The sequence below is a fragment of the Stieleria tagensis genome (genome assembly GCF_024129865.1).
Classification (GTDB): domain Bacteria; phylum Planctomycetota; class Planctomycetia; order Pirellulales; family Pirellulaceae; genus Stieleria; species Stieleria tagensis.
This window is the reverse complement of record NZ_JAMYFE010000037.1, coordinates 95,168-119,111: the sequence shown is the minus strand read 5'-3', so window position 1 is coordinate 119,111 and position 23,944 is coordinate 95,168. Positions and strand designations below refer to the sequence as shown.

At 57.6% G+C, this 23,944-nt stretch carries 22 protein-coding genes; 10 read left to right on the top strand and 12 right to left on the bottom strand.

What is annotated here, in order from left to right:
- Positions 1-202: 202 nt before the first annotated feature.
- Positions 203-2,233 carry an ATP-dependent DNA helicase gene (locus tag NHH03_RS08305; RefSeq protein WP_253155300.1) on the top strand — a complete coding sequence of 677 codons (2,031 nt, stop codon included), beginning with the start codon at positions 203-205 and terminating at the stop codon, positions 2,231-2,233.
- 33 nt (positions 2,234-2,266) lie between these two features.
- Here the strand turns inward: NHH03_RS08305 and rpsT are convergent, their stop codons facing one another.
- On the bottom strand, positions 2,267-2,542 hold the full coding sequence (gene rpsT / locus NHH03_RS08300; RefSeq protein ID WP_253155299.1) for a 30S ribosomal protein S20: 276 nt from the start codon (positions 2,540-2,542) through the stop codon (positions 2,267-2,269).
- A gap of 170 nt (positions 2,543-2,712) precedes the next feature.
- On the opposite strand from rpsT, the gene cobA reads away from it, so the two are divergent.
- Genes cobA through NHH03_RS08280 form a run of 4 tightly spaced genes read left to right on the top strand, consistent with a single transcriptional unit; the run spans position 2,713 to position 6,328 of the window.
- On the top strand, positions 2,713-4,206 hold the full coding sequence (cobA, locus tag NHH03_RS08295; protein ID WP_253155298.1) for a uroporphyrinogen-III C-methyltransferase: 1,494 nt from the start codon (positions 2,713-2,715) through the stop codon (positions 4,204-4,206).
- Positions 4,203-4,523, top strand: coding sequence for a carboxymuconolactone decarboxylase family protein (locus tag NHH03_RS08290; RefSeq protein ID WP_253155297.1), 321 nt, complete (start codon positions 4,203-4,205; stop codon positions 4,521-4,523). The genes cobA and NHH03_RS08290 overlap by 4 nt, the downstream gene beginning before the upstream one ends.
- Before the next feature lie 3 nt (positions 4,524-4,526).
- Positions 4,527-5,123, top strand: a complete 597-nt coding sequence (gene mobA, locus NHH03_RS08285; RefSeq protein WP_253155296.1) for a molybdenum cofactor guanylyltransferase — start codon at positions 4,527-4,529, stop codon at positions 5,121-5,123.
- On the top strand, positions 5,120-6,328 hold the full coding sequence (locus NHH03_RS08280) for a molybdopterin molybdotransferase MoeA (protein ID WP_253155295.1): 1,209 nt from the start codon (positions 5,120-5,122) through the stop codon (positions 6,326-6,328). Before mobA ends, NHH03_RS08280 begins: the two co-directional genes overlap by 4 nt.
- Before the next feature lie 128 nt (positions 6,329-6,456).
- On the opposite strand, the gene NHH03_RS08275 is transcribed toward NHH03_RS08280, so the two are convergent.
- A complete protein-coding gene (locus NHH03_RS08275; RefSeq protein ID WP_253155294.1) occupies positions 6,457-7,164 on the bottom strand; it encodes a class I SAM-dependent methyltransferase in 708 nt (235 codons plus the stop codon).
- 156 nt (positions 7,165-7,320) lie between these two features.
- Between NHH03_RS08275 and NHH03_RS08270 the strand changes: the two genes are divergently transcribed.
- Complete coding sequence (locus NHH03_RS08270) at positions 7,321-8,640, top strand: sodium:calcium antiporter (RefSeq protein WP_253155293.1); 1,320 nt, start codon at positions 7,321-7,323, stop codon at positions 8,638-8,640.
- 16 nt (positions 8,641-8,656) lie between these two features.
- Here the strand turns inward: NHH03_RS08270 and NHH03_RS08265 are convergent, their stop codons facing one another.
- The 6 genes from NHH03_RS08265 to NHH03_RS08240 form a co-directional block, all read right to left on the bottom strand.
- Positions 8,657-8,995, bottom strand: a complete 339-nt coding sequence (locus NHH03_RS08265; RefSeq protein ID WP_253155292.1) for a DUF721 domain-containing protein — start codon at positions 8,993-8,995, stop codon at positions 8,657-8,659.
- A gap of 33 nt (positions 8,996-9,028) precedes the next feature.
- Positions 9,029-10,021, bottom strand: a complete 993-nt coding sequence (gene tal / locus NHH03_RS08260; protein WP_253155291.1) for a transaldolase — start codon at positions 10,019-10,021, stop codon at positions 9,029-9,031.
- Positions 10,022-10,162: 141 nt separating this feature from the next.
- Positions 10,163-11,281 carry a DNA polymerase III subunit beta gene (dnaN, locus tag NHH03_RS08255; protein WP_253155290.1) on the bottom strand — a complete coding sequence of 373 codons (1,119 nt, stop codon included), beginning with the start codon at positions 11,279-11,281 and terminating at the stop codon, positions 10,163-10,165.
- Positions 11,282-11,797: 516 nt separating this feature from the next.
- On the bottom strand, positions 11,798-12,907 hold the full coding sequence (locus NHH03_RS08250; protein WP_253155289.1) for a helix-turn-helix domain-containing protein: 1,110 nt from the start codon (positions 12,905-12,907) through the stop codon (positions 11,798-11,800).
- A 103-nt stretch (positions 12,908-13,010) separates the two neighbouring features.
- Positions 13,011-14,180, bottom strand: coding sequence for a cysteine desulfurase family protein (locus tag NHH03_RS08245; RefSeq protein ID WP_253155288.1), 1,170 nt, complete (start codon positions 14,178-14,180; stop codon positions 13,011-13,013).
- Positions 14,177-14,842 carry a hypothetical protein gene (locus NHH03_RS08240; protein WP_253155287.1) on the bottom strand — a complete coding sequence of 222 codons (666 nt, stop codon included), beginning with the start codon at positions 14,840-14,842 and terminating at the stop codon, positions 14,177-14,179. Before NHH03_RS08240 ends, NHH03_RS08245 begins: the two co-directional genes overlap by 4 nt.
- A gap of 183 nt (positions 14,843-15,025) precedes the next feature.
- Between NHH03_RS08240 and scpB the strand changes: the two genes are divergently transcribed.
- Positions 15,026-15,769 carry an SMC-Scp complex subunit ScpB gene (scpB, locus tag NHH03_RS08235; protein ID WP_253155286.1) on the top strand — a complete coding sequence of 248 codons (744 nt, stop codon included), beginning with the start codon at positions 15,026-15,028 and terminating at the stop codon, positions 15,767-15,769.
- 30 nt (positions 15,770-15,799) lie between these two features.
- On the top strand, positions 15,800-16,222 hold the full coding sequence (locus NHH03_RS08230) for a hypothetical protein (RefSeq protein ID WP_253155285.1): 423 nt from the start codon (positions 15,800-15,802) through the stop codon (positions 16,220-16,222).
- Positions 16,223-16,242: 20 nt separating this feature from the next.
- Here NHH03_RS08230 and hemA read toward each other — a convergent pair whose 3' ends face one another.
- Genes hemA through NHH03_RS08215 form a run of 3 tightly spaced genes read right to left on the bottom strand, consistent with a single transcriptional unit; the run spans position 16,243 to position 20,948 of the window.
- Entirely contained in the window at positions 16,243-17,520 is a 1,278-nt protein-coding gene (hemA, locus tag NHH03_RS08225; protein WP_253155284.1) for a glutamyl-tRNA reductase, read from the bottom strand.
- Entirely contained in the window at positions 17,520-18,377 is an 858-nt protein-coding gene (gene ccsA / locus NHH03_RS08220; protein WP_253155283.1) for a cytochrome c biogenesis protein CcsA, read from the bottom strand. Before ccsA ends, hemA begins: the two co-directional genes overlap by 1 nt.
- 60 nt (positions 18,378-18,437) lie before the next feature.
- Positions 18,438-20,948, bottom strand: a complete 2,511-nt coding sequence (locus NHH03_RS08215; RefSeq protein WP_253155282.1) for a ComEC/Rec2 family competence protein — start codon at positions 20,946-20,948, stop codon at positions 18,438-18,440.
- Positions 20,949-21,980: 1,032 nt separating this feature from the next.
- Here NHH03_RS08215 and NHH03_RS08210 point away from each other — a divergent pair.
- Positions 21,981-22,652: an Rpn family recombination-promoting nuclease/putative transposase gene (locus tag NHH03_RS08210; RefSeq protein ID WP_315861434.1), complete on the top strand. Its 672-nt coding sequence runs from the start codon at positions 21,981-21,983 to the stop codon at positions 22,650-22,652.
- Between the two features lie 113 nt (positions 22,653-22,765).
- On the top strand, positions 22,766-23,554 hold the full coding sequence (locus NHH03_RS08205) for a DesA/ISL3 alpha bundle tail domain-containing protein (RefSeq protein ID WP_253155280.1): 789 nt from the start codon (positions 22,766-22,768) through the stop codon (positions 23,552-23,554).
- Here NHH03_RS08205 and NHH03_RS08200 read toward each other — a convergent pair.
- On the bottom strand, positions 23,551-23,931 hold the full coding sequence (locus NHH03_RS08200; protein WP_253155279.1) for a hypothetical protein: 381 nt from the start codon (positions 23,929-23,931) through the stop codon (positions 23,551-23,553). The two genes, NHH03_RS08205 and NHH03_RS08200, sit on opposite strands and share 4 nt — an antisense overlap.
- Positions 23,932-23,944 lie beyond the last annotated feature (13 nt).

Here is a 23,944-nt window from a genome sequence, read left to right as displayed (position 1 = left end):
TAGCTGCTTGACCGCGGCGGGCTGCTTTTGAAGTTGCGCTTTTGCGTGGAGGATTGTTTTTTGGTAACCCGAAGTGTCAACGAGGGATCCCGTTAACCGGCAGTAACCGACTGACACACTGCAAATTTTGCCCCCGCGTGTTATGGTTCGCAGCGCCCGCGCGCGTGCTGCTTTTTTCTTCCCCGCATCCCGAATGCTACCGTTGAGCGAACCCGAGCTGACCGTCGATTCGATTTTGGGCGCCGGGGGACGGATCGCCGCGCGGATGACGAACTATGAAGCCCGACCGCAGCAATTGGAAATGGCCAATGCGGTGGCAACGGCGTTGCGAACGGGGCAACACTTAGTCGCCGAAGCGGGCACGGGGACGGGAAAGAGTTTTGCCTATCTGGTTCCCGCCGTATTGCATGCCACGGGCGATCCGATCATCAAAATGGACGACGGGAAAACACGTCGCCCGCGGGTGTTGATTGCGACCCACACGATCAGTCTGCAAGAGCAGTTGATCGCCAAAGACGTGCCGTTATTGAATAGCGTGATCCCTCGCGAGTTTTCCAGTGTGCTGGTCAAGGGCCGCAGCAATTACCTGTCCAAGCGACGGTTGGAACGAACCGCCGGCAAGATGACATCGCTGTTGGGTTCGGACCTGCAATACCAACAGTTGCGACAAATCCAGCAGTGGTCCGCCGACAGCAATGACGGTTCGTTGGCATCGATGCCACTCAAACCCGATCGCGAGGTTTGGGACGAGATCGTCAGCGACACCGGCAATTGTTTGCGCAAGCGATGCGATCACTTCAAAAACTGTTTCTATTTTCGCGCCCGTCGTCGGGCCATGAATGCACAGTTGTTGATTGTCAATCATGCCCTGTTCTTTAGCGACCTGGCACTGCGCAACGCCGGGGTGGCACTGCTGCCCAACTACGACGCGGTGATCTTGGACGAATGTCACACGGCCGAAGCGGTGGCCGGCGATCACTTGGGGATGCGGCTGACCAGTGGCCAATTCACGTTTTTGTTCGATCGTTTGTACAACGATCGCAAACAGCGCGGCCTGTTGGTCGACAAAGACCTGCGAGGATTACAGCAGGAGGTTGACCGGTTGCGGTTTGCGCACAGCACTTTTTTTGCCGACGTGTTGGACTGGAAAAACGATCACGCACCCAGCAACGGTCGTGTCACGGCGGCCGGCGTCGTTGAGAATCCGCTGACCAAACCGATGATGGAATTGGCCAATAAACTGTTGACCCAGGCCACTGGGATCAAACAGGAGGCCGATCGAATGGATTTTGAATCGGCGTCGGACCGATTGAACCTGTTGGCCAATTCGCTGGACCAGTGGCTGCGACAACAGGACGACGAATCGGTGTATTGGGTCGAAACCCAACCCTCGCGCGGCGGCATGGATCGCGTCCAGCTTTCGTCGTCGCCGATCGATGTGGGGCATGCGTTGCGCGAAACGCTGTTCCAAAACAAGATGATTCGCAGCGTGGTGATGACCAGTGCCACGATCGCCTCTGGCAACGATGACAAGTTCACCTTCTTTCGATCTCGCGTCGGACTGACCGGCGGGATGTCGGTCCGCGTCGGCAGCCCGTTCGATTACCAACGACAATCCCAGGTGGTGGTCGTCCGTGACATGCCCGATCCGTCGCGCGACCGCAGTGAGTTCGAACTTGCACTGCCCGACCAGATCAAACGCTTTGTGGACCACTCCGATGGTCACGCATTTGTCCTGTTCACCAGTTACGGGCTATTGAATCAGTGTGCCAGGCGGCTTTCCGCTTGGCTGGCAGCAAGGAATCTGCCGCTGTACACGCAGGGCGGTGATCAAAGTCGAACGCAGATGGTTGACGCGTTTAAACGCCAACCGGGTGTTCTGTTTGGAACCGACAGTTTTTGGCAGGGCGTGGATGTACCCGGTGACGCATTGACCAATGTGATCATCACCAAGCTGCCCTTTGCTGTTCCCGATCATCCCTTGTTGGAGGCGCGATTGAATGCGATCCAAAAAAGCGGTGGCAATCCGTTTCGAGATTACCAGCTACCGGAAGCGGCGATCAAATTCCGCCAGGGCGTTGGCCGACTGATCCGCACGCGAACCGACCGGGGAATGGTCGTGGTGCTGGATCCACGGGTTTGCACCAAGCCCTACGGCAAACTCTTCCTCGAATCATTGCCCGAGCAACCGGTGCACTTTGTTTCGAAAGTGCCGCGGAAGAAGAAGAAATAGCCTGGGGCCGGTGACGACGTTGATCGCGGCGGCTTAGGCAGCTGCCTGGGCGCCCGATTTGACCAATCGGTTCAATCGGCTCTTGGTGCGGGCAGCTGCATTTTTGTGAATCAGATTCTTTGCAGCAGCTTGGTCCAATCGTTTGACAGCGACGCGGAATTCCGTTTGCGCTTTTTCAGCGTCACCCGAAGCAACGGCTTCGCGGACTTTGCGCAATTGGGTTCGCATGCGACTGCGGATGGTTCGGTTGTGCTGGCGCAGTTTTTCGTTCTGACGCAGCCGTTTCTTGGCACTAGCGGTGTTTGGCATTTCTGTACGTAATGGTTGCCGGAATACTTTTCTCGTCCGTTTTTACGGGCCGCGTAGTATGGCGAGGTGGTGGTTTGCTGTCCAGAGTCAACTTGGGACACAAATGCGACAGTTTGAAAAGGGGCCCTGTGGCTATTGGTTTGCAGCTCTTTTTACGCTCAATTAGGCCCATGAAACCAGTTGTTTACCTGATCGGAGCCGGTCCCGGCGATCCTGAATTGATGACCCTGCGGGGGGCTAGCTGTCTACGCCGCTGCGATGTGGTGCTGTATGACGGCCTAAGCAACAGCGAAATTTTGCGGCTGGCCCCAACCGCCCAGCACATTTGTGTGGGAAAACACGGTCACAGTCGCATCTGGAGTCAGCAAGAGATCATCGACGAAATGTTGGGCCAGGCCCGCAGCGGAAAGACAGTGGTCCGGCTCAAGGGCGGCGACCCGGCGGTTTTTGCCCGCACCGCTGAAGAAGTCGACGCGTTGGTCGAAGCGGAAATTCCCTTTGAAATCGTGCCCGGGATCACCGCCGCATTGGCCGCCGGATCCTATGCCGGCATCCCCATCACCCATCGTGAATTGGCTTCGGCGGTCGCCTTGGTCACCGGCCACGAACAACCCGGCAAAACCCAATCGGCATTGGACTGGGACGCGTTGGCCAAATTTCCCGGTACGCTCGTGATTTACATGGGGGTGACAACCGCCAAGGTTTGGACCGATGCCCTGATCACTGCGGGCAAAGACCCGGCGACGCCAACGGCACTGGTTCGCCGCTGTAGCCACCCCGATCAATCCTCGATTCATTGCCGTTTGGACGAAGTCGCCGATCGATTGACGCCGCCGAGCCGATTTCGGCCCCCGGTCATCGCGATCGTCGGCCCCGTCACCACCCTGGCGAAATCCATGGACTGGGTGAGCAAACGGCCGCTGCAGGGCCAATCCATTCTGGTCACCCGCCCGCTGGACCAATCCGATTCGATGGCCGATGCCATTCGCGATGTGGGCGGCTATCCGGTCATCGCCCCCGGAATCGAGATCCAACCGCTCACCGATTTCTCACTGCTCGATCAAGCGATTGAGAACCTGTCGTCGACCGGGCTACTGATCTTTTGCAGTGCCAACGGTGTCGATCACTTTTTTCACCGTCTGCGTCAGCTGGATTTCGATGCGCGTGCGTTGGCCGGTGTCAAAATCGCTGTCATCGGCAGCAAGACAGACCAAGCGCTGACCGAACACGGTTTGCGGGCGGATTTTGTGCCCACTGATTTTCGCGCCCGATCGTTGCCGGACTGTTTACGCGATTGGGACTCGAACGGTCGCGTGTTGATCGTACGTGCCAGTCGCGGCAGTGATGAATTGCCCAACCGTTTGAAAACGCAATACAGTGATGTACAGGAAGTGGTCGCCTATCAAAACGTCGACGTGGCCCAGGCCGATCCGACAATCCTGGATGCGCTCTCCAGCGGCCAGATAAGCTGGGTCACTGTCACCAGCAGTGCAACGGCTAGGAATTTGCATCGGTTGTATGGTGACGCACTGACCCACTGTCGACTCGCCGCCATTTCGCCGGTCACCGCGCAAACCCTTGCTGAATTAGGTTTGACCGTGGCAGCGGTCGCGGATCCTTACACCTCTGAATCCCTGGTCCACGAAATCGTCAAGCAATCATGATTCCCAAACCCTACAAACAGATGCACGTTGACTATCCGGATCTGATGCAGGCCTACGAGTCATTCGGGCTGGCGGCCAAACAGGCCGGTCCGCTTTCGGAGCGTGAAGTGGCGTTGGTCAAATTGGCGATCTCATTGGGCGCCGGACTCGAAGGCGCTGCGCATTCACACTGCCGCAAAGCATTGGAAGCCGGCTGTGTGAAAGACGATCTACGCCACGTCGCCCTGCTCGCGGCGCCGACGATCGGATTTCCAACCATGATGCGTGCCAAGTCGTGGGTGGAAGACGTGGTCGAGAAAAAGAACCCCGACCGATAGGCGATGGGTGTGACGATTTCCGATCTCACATTGTTAGGCGTCGTCTTGTGTGGCGGACGTTCCTTGCGGATGGGCCGTGACAAAGCGGATTTGATCGCCCCCGATGGTCGATCGTACCTGGATTTGGCCTGCCAGCGACTGGCCGAACTGTGTCCGGCGGTTTGCCTGTCGGCTGCCACACCCCGCGAGTCACCGCACCCGACGCTGGTGGATCCGCCCGATTCCCATGGCCCCATCTCCGGCATTCTGATGGCGCTGGAACACGCCAGGCTGCACCGATTTGCGGGCTGTTTGATCAACCCGGTCGATACACCGGATTTGGCCGTGCACGATTTGCAAACATTGATTGACACCCATCGATGCCATCCGGACAACATCGTCTGCGCGATCGCGGAACCCGATGCGTCGTACCTGGAACCGCTGATCGCGATCTATCCCATTCAATCTGCGCCCTCGCTGCGGGCTGCGATTGAGCGGGGGCAATTTGGACTGCAGCGCTATCTGCGGGACCGCGACATCGTGCCTGTGCCGCTAGGCGCTGCGGCCTGTCGCAATGTCAACTCACCGACGGATCTCACACCCCCTTCGATCAACGAATGAATTCTGCCTTCGCTTTCTCTGATCCTGATTCCGCCCTGCGAACGTTGGGCGAACGATTGGCTGGGGTGACCGAGACCGAGTCGGTTGCCAACTCGATCGGACGCATTCTGGCTCAGCCAATCGTGGCCGACCGCGACAGCCCAGCTGCCGACGTTTCGGCGATGGATGGCTATGCGATTCGGTTGTCTGATTTGCAGACCGCTGCCGATGTCCCGATCAGCGGTGAAAGCTGCGCCGGAAGCCCGCCACCGGAAATGGTGCCCGGAAACGTCGTTCGCATTTTTACCGGTGCGATCCTTCCGGCTGGCTGTGAAGCGATCGTCAAACGCGAAGACACCGAGGAAATGGACACGTCGATCCGGTTTTTGGACAGCGCGATTGAATCCACCGTCGCTGGCAGCCACATTCGACGCCGTGGTGAAAACGCTGTGACCGATGACCAAGTCCTGCAGTCCGCGCTTTCGATCACACCCGCGGTCGCCGCTGGACTGGCTAACTTTGGCTGTGTTAGTCCGACCGTTTTTCGCCGCGTTAAAGTTGCCTTGCTGACCAGCGGCAACGAAGTCGTCGATCCAGCGGTGCGTGAATTGCATCCTTGGCAACTGCGAAACAGCAATCGCGCCGCGATTCAAGCGATGTTGGAACAGAACCCCGCTGTCGAACTGGCTGTGGTGCGCCACGCCGCTGATGACCGCCTGGCACTTCTGGAAACACTCTCGGAATGCTTGAACGACGCGGATGCTGTGGTGATGACCGGTGGTGTTTCCAAAGGCGACTATGACTATGTCCCCGATACCATCGCCCAAGCCGGTGGCCAAATCGTGTTCCATGGTTTGCCGATCCGGCCTGGTAAACCGATCTTGGGTGCGGCGACCGATGCGGGAAAATTATTGTTGGGATTGCCGGGTAACCCGGTCAGCGCGACCATCAACGCGCATCGCTTTTTGCTGCCACTGCTAAACAAGATCGCCGGCAAACGGGATTGGTTGCCGTTGCCATCCATGGTCCGCGTCGACCAACCACCGTCCAAACCAATCCCGTTACATTCGATGCCGCTGGTGCGAATGACCGATCCTGGCAATGCCCAGTGGGTCAGCCACCAGGGTTCGGGTGACTTGGTCGCGCTGGCAAACAGCGATGGTTATGTCTGTCTGCCGCCAATGACCGCGACCGCCGGCGATTGGCCGTTTTATCGATGGGCGTAGCGTGTGAGTTTTGAAGCCTGCGCTTTTACGGTAACCCGACGCGTCAGCGAGGGATTTAGGGTGTTAGCGGGATCCCTCGCTCACGCGTCGGGTTACCAAAAACCAATGCCCCACGCAAAAACGCTACTTCAAGACACGGTCGCTGGACTGGCTCGCAACTCCATCACTCGGATGGGGTGCTGGGGGTCGTCTTTCATCTCGATCTTGTGTTCGACGTATTGCCAGGGCCGCTTACCGATCCACTGTCGAAACTCATTGGCGATGATTCGATAGGGATCGCTTAACAGTGCCACACCGCCTGGTTCCAGGTGATCGTTCAAACACTGTTCTAGCTCTGGCCACAGCTGCCGCAGGTAGGTGACATCGCTGCCCAAGATGATCGGGTACCGCTGTTCCAGTCGATCGATTCCGAACCGCAATCGGCGAATATCACAACGATCGGCGATTCCATGGCTGCTGAGCCGCACCAGATGCAATGGATCTTCGACGCCGTCTGTGAGTGTCACTTGGCCGCCCCGAAGCGCTGCGGAGATTCCGGCATGACCGGTTCCACACCCCAGCTCGAGAACCTTTTTTCCAGACACTTCGATGCGATCCAAGTACTGGTCCAACCCCGCTGCGGCTCGCCAAGTGGCCGCCCAAAATGGGTCGATCACACCGCTCTCGCCGGCATCCTGTCGCTCACAGGCTTCGATCAGCATCGCATCTGGGTCCGCCGCCACGGCCAGCGGCCAGGTTTGTCCCGCGATCGGGGTGTCATCCCATCGCCAATCGAGCAGCTCATTGGCTATCTTCAACAGTTCTTGTGGCGCAGCGCCATGTTCGGTGGTACTCATCAGCGCAATCATAGCAACCGATACCCAGCTAGACGAATCGTCGCGCCCCATCGCCCACCGATTCCAGCCGTCCTACACTCACCAAGCTTCGTTTCTCCATCCTCCGGCAGCGGTTTGACTGACAACGCTTCTTCGACAACTCGATTCAACCTGGCCGTGAAGATCACACTGGTCTGCCTGATCGGTTTGGTCGCCAGCTTCCTGTGGATCAATGTGGCACCGTCGATGGTCTCCAAATTGGCCTTCGAAGGATTCCAGATCGTGATGGTTTCGATCGTGATCTGGCAAGCCTGTGATCCCTTTGCCGATGCGGCACAATATTTTGGCGAGCGTTGGCGGATCCCCGGCAGCGTGCGTGGTGCGACGCTCGATGCGGTGGCCAGTTCGTTGCCCGAGTTGTTCACGGGACTGTTTTTCGTGATGGTGGTGATCACTACCGCCGCCGATCCGGCCGCCGGCCAAGCCGCTCACAATAGCGGCGAAGGGTTCGGCGCGACGATTGCTACCTGTGCCGGGTCGGCCGTCTACAACATGATCCTGATTCCGGCGTTTTGTGGGATCACGATCGCGCTGACGCGGCACTGGAAACCGGTGATCGAAATCGACCGCAAAGTCATCACGCGTGACGGGTTTTGGTTTCTGGTCTGCGAGATCGTGCTGGTCGCTTTTCTGTTTCAAAAACAATTGTCATGGCATTTGGCTGCGGTCTTGTTCCTGCTGTACGGGATCTATCTGGCATGGTTGTGGTTGGATGCCCTGAAGTACCGAGCGGCCCGTTTGGAAGCGATTGAGACGCTTCGCCAACTGCCGAGTCCCGATGACGACCAAATTCGCCAGACCCTCGCGCAAGCCGGCGTCAGTCCATCGCCTAGTTTGATCGACTACGTTCGTCACGAGCTCAATCACGACGATCCCGAAACCGATTCGACCGAGCATGTGGAAACCGCCGGCGTGTTTTTCGGCTGGTTCGACATCCACCTTCGCCCGGCTGTCGGTTATGCGATCCTGGCCGCTTCGACCGCCGTTACCGCCATGGCTTGTTTTTGGTTGGTCGAGATCACACTGTCGATCGCCGAAACATTGAACGTGCCACTGTTTTTCGTCGCTGTGATCGTGGCCGCCGCCGCTAGCAGTGTGCCGGATACCTTGTTGTCGATCGCCGCAGCCAAACGTGGCGATGATGATGGAGCGGTCAGCAATGCGTTTGGATCCAACATTTTTGACATCTGTATCTGTCTGTCGGTGCCCTTGATCGCCGGCATCATTCTGAACGAAGGGCAACCGATCGATTTAGTGGTCGACGGAAAACCGATGCCCGGTCTGTTCGGGCTGCAGATCCTGTTGCTGACGATGACCGTGATCACCCTGGGCGTGTTGGCCAAAGATTTCCGCCTGACGATGTTGAAATCGTGTTTCCTGGTCGGACTGTATTTGATCTTCTTTGGCTATGCCGTGTTGGGATCTCTGGGGTACTGACTCACTATCCCGCCAATCACTGGGTCAAGACTTTAAAGCGGATGTCGTTGACTTTGGCATCGGGCAATTCCTTTTCGATGCGTTTAATGATCGCCCGTTTTTGAAACATCAGTTCTTGGATCGTCACCGAGTCACTCGCAAAGACTCTCAGCACGCCTCGATTCAATTTGCCCACCGTGACATCGCCCGCCAAGTCTCGACCGACCGCCGCCGAGATCACGTGATGAAACTGATCCGTCGCCGCGACTTGGGCGTACCCCCGCCGCGAAATCAACTGGTTCACCAGTGACCCGATCGATTGGACTTTCGGTTTCTCCGCTGCCGCCTTGGCTGCAGCTGGCTTGCGTTTGGGCAAATGAATCTGTTTCCTTGGTCCTGAAATCCTGACCTAGGCGACTGGCACTTCGGCTTTTTCGCTGATCAGCTGTTCCAGTTTGACCATGTCGGCGGCGAACTTGCGAATGCCTTCGGCGGTTTTTTCCGTCGCCATCGCGTCTTCGTTCAATTGGAACCGGAACGTTTTTTCATCCAGCGTGATCTTTTCGACATCGCTCTGCTTGGCGGTCGCTTCATCCAGTTTCTGTTCCAGCGGATCCGTGCCGGCCTGTAGTTCGGCCAACAGGTTGGGGCTGATCGTTAGCAGGTCGCATCCGGCCAGCTCGGTGATCTGACCGATGTTACGGAAACTAGCGCCCATCACTTCCGTTTTGTAGCCGAACTTTTTGTAGTAGTCGTAGATCTGGCCGACCGATTGAACACCCGGGTCATCCGCACCGCTGTACTCTTTGCCCGTCGAGTTCTTGTACCAGTCATAAATTCGGCCGACGAATGGCGAGATCAATTGCACCTTGGCCTCTGCACAGGCGATCGCTTGCGGTAGAGAAAACAACAGAGTCAGATTGCAATGGATGCCTTCCTTTTCCAGCACCTCGGCTGCCCGGATGCCTTCCCAGGTCGAAGCGATTTTGATCAGCACTCGGTCCCGCTCGATGCCTTCGTCGGCGTACAAACCGATCAGTCGTTTGGCCAGATCGATCGTGCCGGCGGTGTCGAACGACAACCGCGCATCGACTTCGGTGGACACCCGTCCGGGGACAATCTTCAAGATTTCTTTGCCGAACAAGATCAACACTCGGTTGATGATGCTGTCCAGACGCTGCTGTCCGCTCAATCCACCCTTGGCGTGCTCTCCGATCGCCTGTTCGATCAGGTAGCTGTACTGCGGTTGACCCGAGGCGGCCAAGATCAGTGACGGGTTGGTGGTAGCGTCCTGCGGTTCGAATTCCCGCATCGATTCGAAATCGCCCGTGTCAGCGACCACTTTGGTGAATCGTTTCAGTTGATCTAGCTGGTTCGTAGCCGAAGATGATGCGTCGTTCACGAGTCCAATTCCAAGGTTTTTCTAAGAGGAGGCGAAATGCTTGGCCGGCTCGATACAGTCGGCTCACCGGCGGCCTGTCATCCTACCACGAACCCGAATTTTTTTCTCCGCCGCGTTTAACCCCGACGCCACGCTTTTCCGCTAGCGGTCGCGGGACATCGGCATGATGACGTAGGAATAGCCATCGTCGGTGCTCATCAGCGCCGGTGACGCGCCCGATTCGATCTCGATCTGGAAACTCTGCTCACGATCAAGCACTTTGCAGAAATCCGCCAAATAGCGGTGATCCATGGTCAACGTGATCGGTTCGCCGTCGTAGGCGACCGGCAGTTCGATTTGCGACTGGCCGATGTCTTTGGTGCTGGCTTCCAATTTCAAGGTGCCGTCGCCGAACGTGAAATCAATGCCACGGCTTTCTTGATCGGTGACGATGGCCGCCTGACGCAACGCCGCGAACACCGGGCCGACCGTCATATCCAGCTGCACCGCATCGTCTCGCTTGGGCAACACCTGCCGCCAATTGGGGTAACGACCCTCGACCAATCGCGAATAAATCACCGCGGTCTTGGTTCGCAGCAGCAAATCACTTGCCCTGGCCGCGACATCGACGGTGTCTTCGTTTTCATCCACCGCCCGCTCCATCAACTGAATGGCACGGGTCGGCACGATCGTCCCGTTGCCAGTGGTCTCGTGCCCGCCGATCGATTCGCCCTCGCCCTCGACACAGGCCAGTCGCCGCCCATCGGTGCCAACCGCTGTGACACTGTTACCGGTCATTTCCAACAGCACGCCGCCCAGCGCGAATCGGCTGTTGTCGGGATCGGTTGCAAACACCGTTCGCCGCACCATGCTACGAAAGAATCGCGACGAAATCACATGGTATTTATCTTCGTCGAACGACACGACCGGTGGGAATTCGTCGGGATTGCTGCCCGGCAGAGTGAACTTGCTGCGGGCCCCCCGGACCTCGATGCCAGATTCGTTGGATTCCAAGGTCAACGTCTCGTCATTGCTCTCTCGCAAGATCGCCATGGTTCGTTGCACCGGCAGCAACGCGGTGCCTTCGGTTTCGATCTCCACACCCTCTTCAACCTCCAACCGAATGCCCACTTCCATATCGGTGGCGGTCAACGTGAGCTTGCCCCCGCTGGCCGTGATCTTGACGTTCTGCAGGATCTCTTTGGGAGATCGAGTGGGCGCGATGCTAGCGGCCAGGGAGAAGGCGTTGGTCAGTGGTTCGCGTGAGCAAGTGATCTTCATGGATGCAAAGCAATCAGCTTGGGAGAAGCAGGGGTCTTGGCCCATGTTGTAACGCAAACCCGCGGTTTCGGTAGCACCGGTGCGAGCTGGGCTGTTGATCTGTCTGGGTGTCAGTTCTTACTAAGTGATTTATATATTTATCGTCGTTATCATAATGCATCGGCAGATGCTGTTCGTGGCGGCCATTCTGAAACGCTAACGTCTTTGTTTTCAAACACTTACAAGAACACCAGCGGTGTGGAAAAGGCGTTGATGGCCTGTCGCTGGAATGTGAGGCAACGCCCGATCGGCTGACAGTCAATGACACAGCCACTGGCAGCGACCGAAGCGACAGACAAATGCACAGGCCGAAATCAGACGGCCATCTGACAGGTTTTCCACGGGCAAAATAGTTTTCAAGCAGCGAAAAAAAGCCATTCACGTCGCTGAATTCAGCGTCGCTGGTCCCGCCAGGGTCCAGTCGGTCAGAGTGTCAGAAACACCTGGCGGCCCCGCTACGCCAGAGTGAGTGACAAGCTAGGCAGCGAGTTTCTCGGTGGCTTCGTGCATCATCCGGCTGAGATCACCGTCTTGTTCGAGCAGCGATTCGGTCTTGCGAATCGCGTGAAGCACCGTGGAATGGTCGCGGCCGCCAAAGTAGTCACCGATTGCGTCCAAACTGTTGGGCGTCATTTGGCGGGCTAACAGCATCGCGAGCGAACGGGCGCGGACGACCGATTGTTTACGCGATCCGCTGCGAAGGTCTTTGGTGCGATGGCCCCAAATTTTTGCGACAACGCGAGTGATTTTTCCCAAATCGATGTCATCGCCCTGGCCGGCCGAATTGATGGCGGACTGCACCGCTGCGATTTCCGGGGGACAGGAATTCATCCGGCAATACAAATCAACTTGTTTGATCGCCGCATCCAGAGCCAACACCGATAGCTCGGGTCGCAAGCCGGCGTTCAGCAATCCGATCAAATCATCGGACAAGGGCACGCCACGCAGCAGCGCCAATTCGCGCAGAATCGTGATCCGGCTTTCACTGGCGGGCAAGTGGATCGGAATGGTCAGACCACTGACACAGCGGCTGGCCAACTGGGGGCGTATACCACGGGTTTCCGAGGGCAGCCGTTTGCTGGTGACGATCGTCGGTTTCCCAGCCGCGATGCGACGGTCAATGCGTACCGACAATTCATTTTGCGCTGGCGACTTGCCGGTTAGCGAATGCAGATCGTCAATCACCACAATCGGTGCTTCGTCAATCGATTCACGCAGCGGCAATAGATCGTCGGCCGCCACCGCTTCGGCATACTCACGGGCAAAGTCGGTGGCGACAGTCTGTTTGACCGCTGTCGAATCACCGCCCAATGACATCGATGCGGCCAAGCGAGCCGCCAAGTGCAACGCCAAGGTCGATTTGCCACAACCCGATGGTCCGATCAATAAAATTGGCTGGGCCATTCCGATCATTGCGTCCGACTGGCAGACAAACATCGCCAGCCGGTTCTCTTCGCCACCGATGAAAAACTGCAACGATGCAGCAGCCCGTTGTCGCGCAAGTTTTGCATCTCGCGTTCGTTGACGTAGCAACGGACGCTCCAGCGGAAACGTTTCGATCGTCGGTGTGGTGGGCGATAAATTCACAAGAACAGATTCGGGTTAGCAGTGCACAGCTACCTCGGTGCTCTATTCTTAAACACTTTGTCAATTTTTCAAGTCGGTTTTCCACATAGTTTTCAACAATCTCTTACGAACTTAACCTGTTGTAAACAGTTAGGATACGTTCGGCGGCAGTATCGACATCAGCGATTGTGGAAAAGCGGCTCAGACTGAACCGGATGGCGCTGCTGACCGCCCATTGGGGACATCCCATTGCCAGTAAAACGTGGCTCGGAGGGCTGCTACCGCTGCTACAGGCCGATCCGCTGCTACAGGCGACCCCGGACATGTCCAGCGCCATCAACATCGACTGTCGATCGGTGCCCGGAAACGAGACGCAACTGGTTCCTGGCAAACGGGTTTCGTCTTGACCATGAATCATCAGATCCGCAATCGCCCCGCCCAGTGCGGCTTCGAAACGATCGCGTAAACCTTCCATCATCCGACAGTTCGCTGACTGGTTTTCCACCGCGAGCTCCATGGCTCGTGCCATTCCCAACACCAGCGACACCGGTTCCGTGCCCGGGCGGGTCAGCAATTGTTGTTCACCGCCGCAAAGCAGTGGCCGCAGCTTGATCCCCGGGGCGATCCACAACCCGGCGACGCCGACCGGACCATGAAATTTGTGCGGGGTGAAACTGATCGCATCAACCGGCAGGTCGCTGATGGTTGCCGGAAGTTTACCGATCGATTGGGTCGCATCGACGTGCAACAATGCACCACTCCGCCGACAGAGGTCAGAAATCTGGGGGATCGGCTGGACCACACCGGTTTCGTTATTGGCGGACATCACCGACACGACCGCCGCACGGCTGTCGATTTGCGCCAGAACCGACTCGAGCGCTTCGACGACGACGGTGCCGCCGGCGGTGACAGGCAGATAGCGGACGTCGTGACCCTGTTTTTGGGCGTGCTGTGCGAACCCCAACACGCTTGCGTGTTCGATGCTGCTGACGATCAGGGTCTTTTCGGTCGGTGCATTGCCAGCCAGTGCATTGTCACCCAGCCCCGACAGGGCCAGGTTATTGGATTCCGTGCCGCCACTGGTCAGGATCAACCGCGGGCCACCGGGCACCGACAGATCGCTGCCCAGGCAGCGGCCGATCCGCATGATGGCGTCGTCCACGCGGTCACTCGCCGCTCGACCGAGCGCGTGTTGGCTGGAGGGGTTGGCTGGACCGCGGCGCATTTCGGCAGCGATCACATCGACCACCTCGGGGTCTATCTGGGTGGTCGCATTGTTGTCCAGATAGATCATTCATTCACCTGTGGGGCGTTCCGCAGTGAATCCAACTGCGATGCTTCCGGGTAATCGGTCACAGCTTCCTGGAGCAGTTCGTCGGCCAGCTCGGTCCGTTTGGCCGCGCGTAGATCGACGATCAGTTCGCTGTATTGCTCGATCAACCAAGCATCGATCGCGGCGGCCAGCTCTGTGGCATCGTCACCACCTCTCTGGGAGCGGGCGAGTTGCAGTAGTTCGGGGACCAGCAGGTACAATTCACGCTGTGCCAAACGTTGGACGACCGGCCACAGCACCGAGGCGCGGGCGGGGAACTGTTGATTCCATTGTTTCCAGAACAGCCCTTGGGAACCTTCCAATCCCAATTCGGCGGTCAACAATCCGGCGATCGCCGGGGTTCCAGTCGGGCCGCGCCACAATTCAACCAAGTGCCATGTTGTCGGTGGTTTGCCGCGGGGGACGGTGATCAATGACGCCCCGCGAATTTGTCTGGCGGTCGGATCGGTAGCGACGTTGCGGCGAATCGGTGTGATTTGCAGGTGTAGAAAGGGGATTTCGTAAAAGGAAAAGTCACGGGTTTGAAAGTGGCTGGGCGCAAATTCGCTACCGGTCACATGCCCTTTGACGAGGATCACACCGGCCATTAGCAGGGTGCACAGGACACAACAAACCCAGAACACAGCCTGTTTCGACTTTCGACCACGACGGTTGGATTTTGGGGTCAGACTTGACGAAGAAACCGACGTGGACACTATTGTCAGCCAAGAAGGATGTTGGAAAGCAAGCGGAAACGATTGTCTCGGTGTTATTGTGACGGTCGATTGTAGTGTCCGCCAGTTGTTGCGCTTCGAGCCATAGACGTTATGTTTCCATTGACCTCGCATCGACTCGCCGGCCGCCCGGCCGGTTTATCGCCAGGGGCGTCGCGACAGCGACCGCCGGTCTGGCGGCCGTATGGGGTATTGATTGCAAACCGGATCAACGATCAAACGGGCACTGCAGCGGAGGATCCGACCGATGGGCGGGCGGATAGGCGGACGGCGGACCAGGAAAACCCGAGCTTGCGGCGGATGCGAACCGAGGCGGTTTTATTGGTCGCCAAGACACCACTGACGACTCGAAAACTGGCACAATTGGCTCACTTGGCGGATGGAACCGAGGCTCGTACACTTGTCCGCCAACTGAACCAGATCTATGACGATTTGGGCCGCTCGGTGCGAATCGAAAAGGTTGCCGGCGGATTCCGAATGTTGACCCGGGCGGCATATGCCCCTTGGTTGGCTCGACTGGGACATTTACCTGCAGCGGTTCGGTTATCATCGCCGATGATGGAGACGCTGGCCGTGGTCGCCTATCGCGGTCCGGTTTCACGTGCCGACGTCGAAGCGATTCGCGGCGTTGCGTGTGGAGAGTTATTGCGACAGTTAATGGAACGCGATTTAATTCGCATCGCCGGGCGCAGTGAAGAGCTCGGTCGACCTTACCTTTACGATACCACCAAGCACTTTTTACAACTTTTTGGATTGGCCTCGATCGACGCCCTGCCGGCGATCAATTGGGAACCGTTGCAAGAAGATGAAGAAGTGGATCCCGAACACTCGACCTAAAAAGTTTTGACATCTACGAAGGAGTCAGTCGTGAGCCTTGTTGCTTTCGCATCGGTCGCCCCTAACGCCGGTTCAAATTCAATCAATCAGTCGACTTCGGACCCGTTCACCGCGGAGCCGTTCTTGCTGCCCACCTATGGTCCCAATGCAGTCATCGAAGACGAAGAAGATGACCTGTACGAGGGCGAAAACGACTTCGACGACGAAGACGATGATTGGGATGACGTCGACGACGATCTGGATGACGACGACGATGATGATGACAGCGACGACGACGACGATGATGACGACGACGACTGGGAAGAAGTCGACGATGACGACGACGACCTAGGCGACGACGACGAAGAAGAGGAAGTCGACGACTTTGGTGAAGACGACGACGAATGGGACGACGATGATGACGACTCAGACGACGACGACGATGATGATTGGGACGACGACGACGACGACTGAGAATCAGCGCGGTCGCCGCCCTAGTCGCCCAGCCGGAACAGCTCTCGTAGCGCCTTGACCAAGCCCTTTTGATGCCCGTCGGCCGCATCCTCTTTCAATGACGAGAGCGGCGGGTGCAACAATTTGTTGACCAGCCGATCGAGTGATTTCTCGATCTCTTTTTTCATCGCCGGCTCACCGCCCAGTGCCTGCAATTTCGGCAGCAGCCGATCGAGTTCTTCTTGCTTGATCTGTTGCGCGTGCTCATGCAATCGCTTGATCACCGGACCGGTGGCACGATGATTCAACTCGCTCAGGAAACGCTGCGTTTCTTCGTTGATGATCCGCTGCGCTTTGGGCCATTCCTTTTCCCGCTCGTGCCGATTGCGCTGACAAGCGGCTTGCAGATCATCGATCTGGTACAGATACAGATTGGGAAATTCATCCAGCGAGGCTTCAAAGTCACGGGGCACCGCCAAATCGAGTACCAGCAGCACACGGTCACGGCGCTGGCCGCGAATCGCTTTGAATTGTTCATGCGTCAGAATCGGTTGATCGGCCGATGTGGTGCCGATCAGCAGGTCGGCTTCCACGACTTGTTCCAGCAGTGTGGCCCACGGCGCGTACTGTACCGAGAATTGCTCGGATAGTTTTTCGGCCCGCTGCAGACTGCGATTGAGCACCACAATGTCATCGGCACCGGCCTGGATCAAGTAACGCAGCGTTTCTTCGCCCATTTCGCCGGCGCCACAGAGCACGACGCGTTTGCCGACCAACGAATCAAACACCTCCGGAACAACTTCGCCCACCGCCACGCTGGGCACACTGACCCGGCGGCGATGGATCTGGGTTTCATTCTGGACGCGCTTGGCGGCATGGTTGGCGGCTTGGAACACCGCATGCGTCAGCGGTCCCGCCGAACCGGTTTGGCAGGCCTGGTCATAGGCCTGTTTGACTTGGGACAAGATCTGGGATTCGCCGATCACCATGCTGTCCAAACTCGATGCCACCGTGAACAGGTGCTCGACGGCATCGGGGCCGCTGCGATAAATCATCTGCTCGACCACATCGTCCGCGGACAGATGATGTTGCTGGGCCAAGAACGCGATCACGGCGTCGCGATCCAACGCCACGTCGTCGTCACTGGTGGTGTACAGTTCGGTGCGATTACAGGTGCTCAACAGCACCAGTTCACCATTGGGAAACCGCTGGCGGAACTCCAGCAGTGCCGCGCCGATCTGGTCGGACGAAAACGAAACCTGTTCGCGAAATTCAACGGCCGCATCATGGTGGCTGCAGCCGATCATCTGCAGCTTCATCAGCTCACCCCGTGCGAACTGACAACGACACCGATCAGGGCCAGCAGCAAAAATCCCAAACTGGCAAGCATCATGTAAAACGCTTTGCGGCCACGACTGGCTGGCGAATACATGAATTCAATGGCCGTCGCAGCGAGCAGCCACAAGAACAGCATGAGACTCAGTAGGATGCCGCTGTCGGCCCAATCGAAACGTTCGTGCTGGTTTAAATTCATGATCATCCCGGCGACCACACCGATGGCCACGAAGGTCGTGCTGATCACCAGGGCACGCCGATTGGCGCGGTCGAGTGTCTCTAGCGTCGGCAGTCGGAATCGAGGCGATCCGGCCCGTTTCAATTTCAACCGCCTGGATTGAACCAAGTACATCACGCCGGCTAAGAATCCGACCAACACCGCGCCCGTACCGATCATCATCGCAAATCCGTGAATCGACCGCCAAGTGTCAGCCGCCTCGGTCCGGGAAAACGGTTCCCAGCCGCCGATCGAAATTCCCAATCCGATGGTCAGCAAGATCAGCGGCAGAAAGAAAAAACTGATGATCGTGTCCGGCCGCCGCAGATAGGCGATGAAAAAACAAATGGCCAATCCCAGCGCCAGCAACAATGACCATTCGGCCCAACTCGAAAGCAGTCCACGATTGTCATCAACGGGCAGGTTGACCGCGCGCAGAAACAAATAGCTAACGTGTGTGAACAGCCCGATGCCCATCATCACCAGCACAGCGGGTGTGCGAAATCGAAACTGGCCCACGAACCGGGTCAGTTCCAGCAGCAACGCCACCAAATAGCTGGTGAAAAAGCAGGTGATTGAAATTTTGTGCAGGAATTCCAACACAATCAGAGGGGCCGATAGCAAGGCGGTGGGAGGTTCTGGGAATCCTTCATCCTACACATCAGCCGCAAAATGACCAGAGTCTCACCAGGGTGCCGTCAACCAAGATCGCACCTGGATGTGCCCATCGGCGTGCACTCGCACCCGCACCGCACCGGATTTTGCCGTCACGTGGACCCCGCTGCCGGTGACCGACAACATCTCGCGGATTTCGACCCGCGCGGCACGATCGCTGCCGCTGACAATCGTTTCGGCCGGTCGGCTCCACGCCAGCACCTGGTCGGCATCCATCGACAAACTGCCGTGATGAGGTGCCATCAATACGCCGTCGGCCGGCGGGCGCGGTCTGGCCGTCAACAATTCCGTCCCTGGCGGTTCTAAATCACCAGGCAACAACAGGGTCTTGTCGCCTTGGTCAAATCGCAACACCAGACTATTGGCATTGTCGCTGCCGCGAATCCCGCCCGGCGGTGGGTGCATGATGGACATTGCCGGGTCAGCCATGAACGGACTGCTCTGGCCGGCGGCCAATTCCACGACCTGCACGCGATGACGATCGAGCGCCGATCGCACCGCCGTCAAACCACGCTCCTGTTTTTCCAACAGGCCCGGCGGTGTGATCACAGCGGCGACATCAAATCGTTCTAGCAATCCGGGCAACGCGTTGTAGTGATCGGAATCCGCATGCGACAGAAAGACGCCGTCAATTCGTGTCACTCCCAGCGACCACAGCGCGGTGTCGATGTCGCGACTGCTGCCAAGCGAATTCCCCAGCCGACCACAGTCGTACAACCAAACCTGCTGCGTCGGCGAGCGGAGGATCACACTGGTGCCATGGCCGACGTCGACAAAGGTTGCTTCCAGCGTCTCCGCCGGCAATTCCGCCGGACGAGTGACGACAAACAAGGCGCCCAGTGACCACACCAGGAACCAGGCGCCGCGGAACCATCGCGCCCGCGGGGATCGCCAAATCAACGAGAACGCCATCACCAGGTAAAATCCGACCACCAGCGGCGGCCGCGGCGCGGGTAGCCAAAGATGTCCCCCCGGCCAACGTTCGGTCCACTCAATCACCCACCACATGAACGCGAGTGAAAGATGGCAGATCGTGCCCGGGATCGCGCCGAGCCAACTGTGAATCGGGTCCAGAATCACCGTCATGACACCGGCCGGCAACGCCAGCATCAAACCGCCCCACACCATCACGTTGGTGATCACACTGACCAGTGACACCAGATGAAACTGTGACCACACCAGCGGCAAACTGATCGCTGTCACACAGCCGCTCAACCAAGCCATCTGGCCAAAGAATCGCAGCACCGATTTGGTGTGCATCCAAAACCGCCCGGACGACGCATCCACCAACGTTTGAAATCCCGTTTGTTGTTGCAATTCGAGTTCCGTTCGCATCGATCCCGGCACGATCGGTCGGCCGGCCAACATCAACGTGATCACCGCCAAAAACGACAGATGCACGCCGACGGCAAACACGTTCATGGGATTGATGAATGTCAACAACAGCGCCGCCACGGCTAATGTGTTGATCGGTTGTGATGTCCGCCGAAAGCAGGTCGATAACAGCAACATCGCGATCAAAATCGCTGCCCGCATCACCGGCGGCCGACCACCGGTCACCGCCACATACAAACCGCTGACCGTGACGATCACCACCAATCGCGTCGTCGGTCGCAGTCCCAACCCGGAAACGCACCACGTCGCCACCAACACCAGAATCGCCAAATGCATTCCACTGACAGACAACAGATGCGCCGTGCCGGTCGCCAACAAAGCGTCGCGAGTGTTTGCATCGACAAACTCTCGCTGGCCCACCACCAGCGCGACGGCCAATGGCCCGGTGCGATCATCGCAGTGCCGCAGCAACGATTCTCGCCCCGCGGTCGCGATCGATGCGACCGCCGATGCCAGGGGTCGGTCGCTGGCCTGGATCAGTGTGACCGCGGCGGCATTTTTGGTTTCGATTCGACCATGCAAATTTCGTCTTCGATAGCTCGGTCGCAGATCCGGTTGGCCGGGATTGGTGGGACCGTCAAACCGATGCAGCCATCCATAGATTTCCAAACGATCTCCCGGTCGACGATCACTCAAGTCGCCATCGACATAGACAAGGACCGCTCCGTCGATGGCGGAGAAACCGTTCTGGCCACGGATCTGATCCAACTGCACCGTCAATTGGCTTTGCCAAGGCGAAACCTGGTCGCGAGCTCGTGATCGCGCCAGCGGGTTCGGACGCAAACTGACCGTTCGTGACAGCGTGCCGCGGACCACCACCGGACGTGATGGTTGGTCGACCAATGCCAGCACCGATGCGTCGCGATAGCTTTGTTCCTGCCAGGCGTGTAGCGTGCCGAAGAAGCAGATCCACAGCAGCGCACTGCTGGCCCAACACCAACTGCGGCCGATCGTCAAACCGGCCACCGACAGCGACAACGGAAGCGCGATCGCCAGGGCCGAGAGGATCGACCAACGCCAGGCACTCGATGAAAAGGATTCGAACCAAAGTGCATCGCACACCACACCAAGAATCGCCAGCGAACTGGCAACGACAAACGGAAAACGGTGCAGCCAAGCTGCCATTGGTCCCCCGCTCCGCAGCCGGTTTTGACCCGCAGGTGAGGTGATCGATGCTGCCGTAGGCCGGTCCATGACTTTCCTAAAACCGTCCCCTGGATGAAGGTTTGAAGTCGCCTTTTTATCACAACCGCGACAGGTGAGTATTGAAGCCAGCGCTTTCGCGTGGGGCATGGGTTGTTGGTCACCCGATGCGTCAGCGAGGGATCCCATCAACCGGCTAAATCCCTCGCTGACGCGTCGCGCTTGCGATAAGAACGCGACTTCAAGAGGCTGAATCCAAGTTCGCAAGCCGAATTTCCCACGGCAATTCCAGTCGAGTACATTGTCAGTCAGCGACGATGATTCAAATGGGCGCACCGGCCGGAAGGCTGCGCTGCGACCAACCCACGCTGTTGAACCCAGAGACAAATCAATGGCGCAGCAATACGAACTCCGAGGTGCTCGACGGTGGTTTCAATTCAGCCTTCGCTTTCTACTGGTGGTCGCAATGATCGCTAGCTCGTTCTGTGCCGGTTGGATGTCCCACCGATCTTGGAGCCGCCAGCACCTTGAGCAAACCATTCAAGATGCCTTCCAGGATTTCGGGGAACAGGCACAGATAGAGCAGATCAACGAGGGTGATTTAATACGGACTCACAACAAGGCCGCCGCCGACAAGATCCAAACAATCCTTGAGCGGGTCGAAACGGCAGCTGGTCGATGACGGCGACCATCCTTCGCCTAAATCGCAGGGACCTTGGTTGATTCTCCGTGCCTGGGTGGCTCCGTGAGATCATCTCGGGTGTCCGTTGATCCAAGCGAGAGCGCCACTGAGATCAAGACGATTGCTGATGTGCGTACGCGGAAAACCGACGAACACATTTAAAACCCCTTTCCCCTTTTCTAATTTGCCTGGGTGGCTCCGTGAGATCATCTCGGGCGTCCGTTGATCCAAGCGAGAGCGCCACTGAGATCAAGACGATTGCTGATGTGCGTACGCGGAAAACCGACGAACACATTTAAAACCCCTTTCCCCTTTTCTAAGTACGGTACAACATTGAAGTCCAAACAACCCGTCCGCTGGGGTTGCCGAAACGGTTAGCGTACTACGCTGCGAAGCAATTGATCGAGCAACTTAGCGAAGGTGACCAGTACGCTGATCTGAATCCGTCGATCAGCATCTGCCTGCTCGATTCGGTCATGTTCCGCAGCGAACCGAGGCTGCAACACGCATTCGGGCTTCGTACCGCCGACGGACTTTCGCTGACCGACTGCCTGCAAGTCCACGTTTTCGAGCTTCCCAAGTACGTCATCCCCAGCGATAATAGGGTCATCACCGATCCAGTCGACCAATGGCTGTACTTCTTTCGCCGTGCGGCCGCCTGCACGGCAGAGGAACTGGCCGACCGCCTTCCCGATCCGGTGTTCGCCGAAGCCACAGGAGTCCTCCAAATGATCGCCAGAAACCCCGAAGAACGACAACTGTACGACGACCGGCTCAAAGCCGAGCGCGACGAGTGGGCGCGTGCTGAGCAGGCGAAGTTGGAGGGAAAGCTGGAGGGAAAACTGGAGGGGAAACTGGAAGAACGGATTCGCACGGTGAAAATGCTTCGAGACATCGTTGGCGAATTGGCACCATCGGACGAGCAGTTGACTGACCTTTCTCTCGACGAATTGGCGGCAATCGAGACCGAACTTCAACGCCGCCTCCGAGATCGAACTGGGTGAAACGCTCGGCCGTTGTTAACCGACGACGATGACTGGGGACAGCGATGACTGGGGACAGAGCTCATTGGCGAGCTGTTGTCGTTCCCCACTCGGAGAATGATGGTCCGACAGACTTGATTCCCGCGACGTTTTCACCTGATTTCGCCCGAGATGGTCTGGCTGGAGACACCGACCGGATTCGACAGAGCGGCAGGACTAGCGGGAGGAGTGACAGAAAAATAGCCGACAGAAAAACTTCAGTGCTGGGAAGACAGACTTCGCAAATTTTCTGTCCGCAATTTTTGGCTCTTCCGCAGAATCGATGGGTGAATATTGGTAGTTCGGTGGGTTGGTTTCGGGTGTCAGCCGGGATCTCAGCGCATGCTATTTTGAAACAAAAAGAATGCACCGAGCCAAAAGATGGATTATTGATAGTTGTCACAACACGTCAGCAACAGTTCGTTCCGCTGTGGGGAATTCCCGTCTACCTGCTGTACGTAATGCGGCGTGTCGACTGCCCTGATTGTGGTGTCAAGGTTGAACGGATTCCCTGGGCCGATGGCAAGCACCGGTCGACCTACAGCTACCGAATCTTTCTGGCCAACTGGGCCCGTCGACTCAGTTGGAAAGAAACCGCGGCGGTGTTTGCAACAAGCTGGGATACCGTTTTCAGGGCGGTCGATTGGGTTGTCCGCTGGTGCTTGCTCAAGCGGCCGGAGAATTTGACAACGAAACAGACGGTGAAGCTGAGCGAGTTGATGCAGCACAACTTGCGAAGTGTGAAGGCGTATTTGATGCGTGAAGACTTCCAGCGATTCTGGGAGTACGAGAGAGCCAGTTGGGCAGGCAAGTTCTTGGATCAATGGTGCAAGCGTGCGATGCGCTCAAGGATCAAGCCTCCACACCAATTCACCGGCCGTTAGCGCAGCAGACCCTTCAGCACTCGCAGGGTTCGCTGGACGCCTTCGGGTCCGACTCGGGATCCGTGGCCGGGGCCTTGGTCGTCACAAAAGGCAACCAGCGATCCGGGTCCGAAATAGGACTCTTGTAGATCGTCAGGTGCACCGACGGTGACATAAAAACCGCCGCTGTGAACGGTTTGAAAATAGGTCACCGGACCGTGATCGGGATGATGGGCAGCGTTGTGAAGCCCCCGCTCGACACCGGCTTCGATCGTTTGCTCGACGGTCTCCAAAACTTGTCGCTCGATCGTTTCAGCGGGGATTTCAAGGGTGACGATTTGTGTGTGCCGCTCGGGAGTGTCGTCACAGCAAATCACACGGAGGGTCAATGGGTTCATGTTGGTCCAATGG

Bases quoted from the DNA above. Each gene is read 5' to 3' on its own strand.
- rpsT (WP_253155299.1), bottom strand. From the start codon at position 2,542: ATGCCAAACACCGCTAGTGCCAAGAAACGGCTGCGTCAGAACGAAAAA.
- cobA (WP_253155298.1), top strand. From the start codon at position 2,713: ATGAAACCAGTTGTTTACCTGATCGGAGCCGGTCCCGGCGATCCTGAA.
- NHH03_RS08290 (WP_253155297.1), top strand. From the start codon at position 4,203: ATGATTCCCAAACCCTACAAACAGATGCACGTTGACTATCCGGATCTG.
- mobA (WP_253155296.1), top strand. From the start codon at position 4,527: ATGGGTGTGACGATTTCCGATCTCACATTGTTAGGCGTCGTCTTGTGT.
- NHH03_RS08280 (WP_253155295.1), top strand. From the start codon at position 5,120: ATGAATTCTGCCTTCGCTTTCTCTGATCCTGATTCCGCCCTGCGAACG.
- NHH03_RS08275 (WP_253155294.1), bottom strand. From the start codon at position 7,164: ATGAGTACCACCGAACATGGCGCTGCGCCACAAGAACTGTTGAAGATA.
- dnaN (WP_253155290.1), bottom strand. From the start codon at position 11,281: ATGAAGATCACTTGCTCACGCGAACCACTGACCAACGCCTTCTCCCTG.
- NHH03_RS08245 (WP_253155288.1), bottom strand. From the start codon at position 14,180: ATGATCTATCTGGACAACAATGCGACCACCCAGATAGACCCCGAGGTG.
- scpB (WP_253155286.1), top strand. From the start codon at position 15,026: ATGTTTCCATTGACCTCGCATCGACTCGCCGGCCGCCCGGCCGGTTTA.
- hemA (WP_253155284.1), bottom strand. From the start codon at position 17,520: ATGAAGCTGCAGATGATCGGCTGCAGCCACCATGATGCGGCCGTTGAA.
- NHH03_RS08215 (WP_253155282.1), bottom strand. From the start codon at position 20,948: ATGGCAGCTTGGCTGCACCGTTTTCCGTTTGTCGTTGCCAGTTCGCTG.
- NHH03_RS08200 (WP_253155279.1), bottom strand. From the start codon at position 23,931: ATGAACCCATTGACCCTCCGTGTGATTTGCTGTGACGACACTCCCGAG.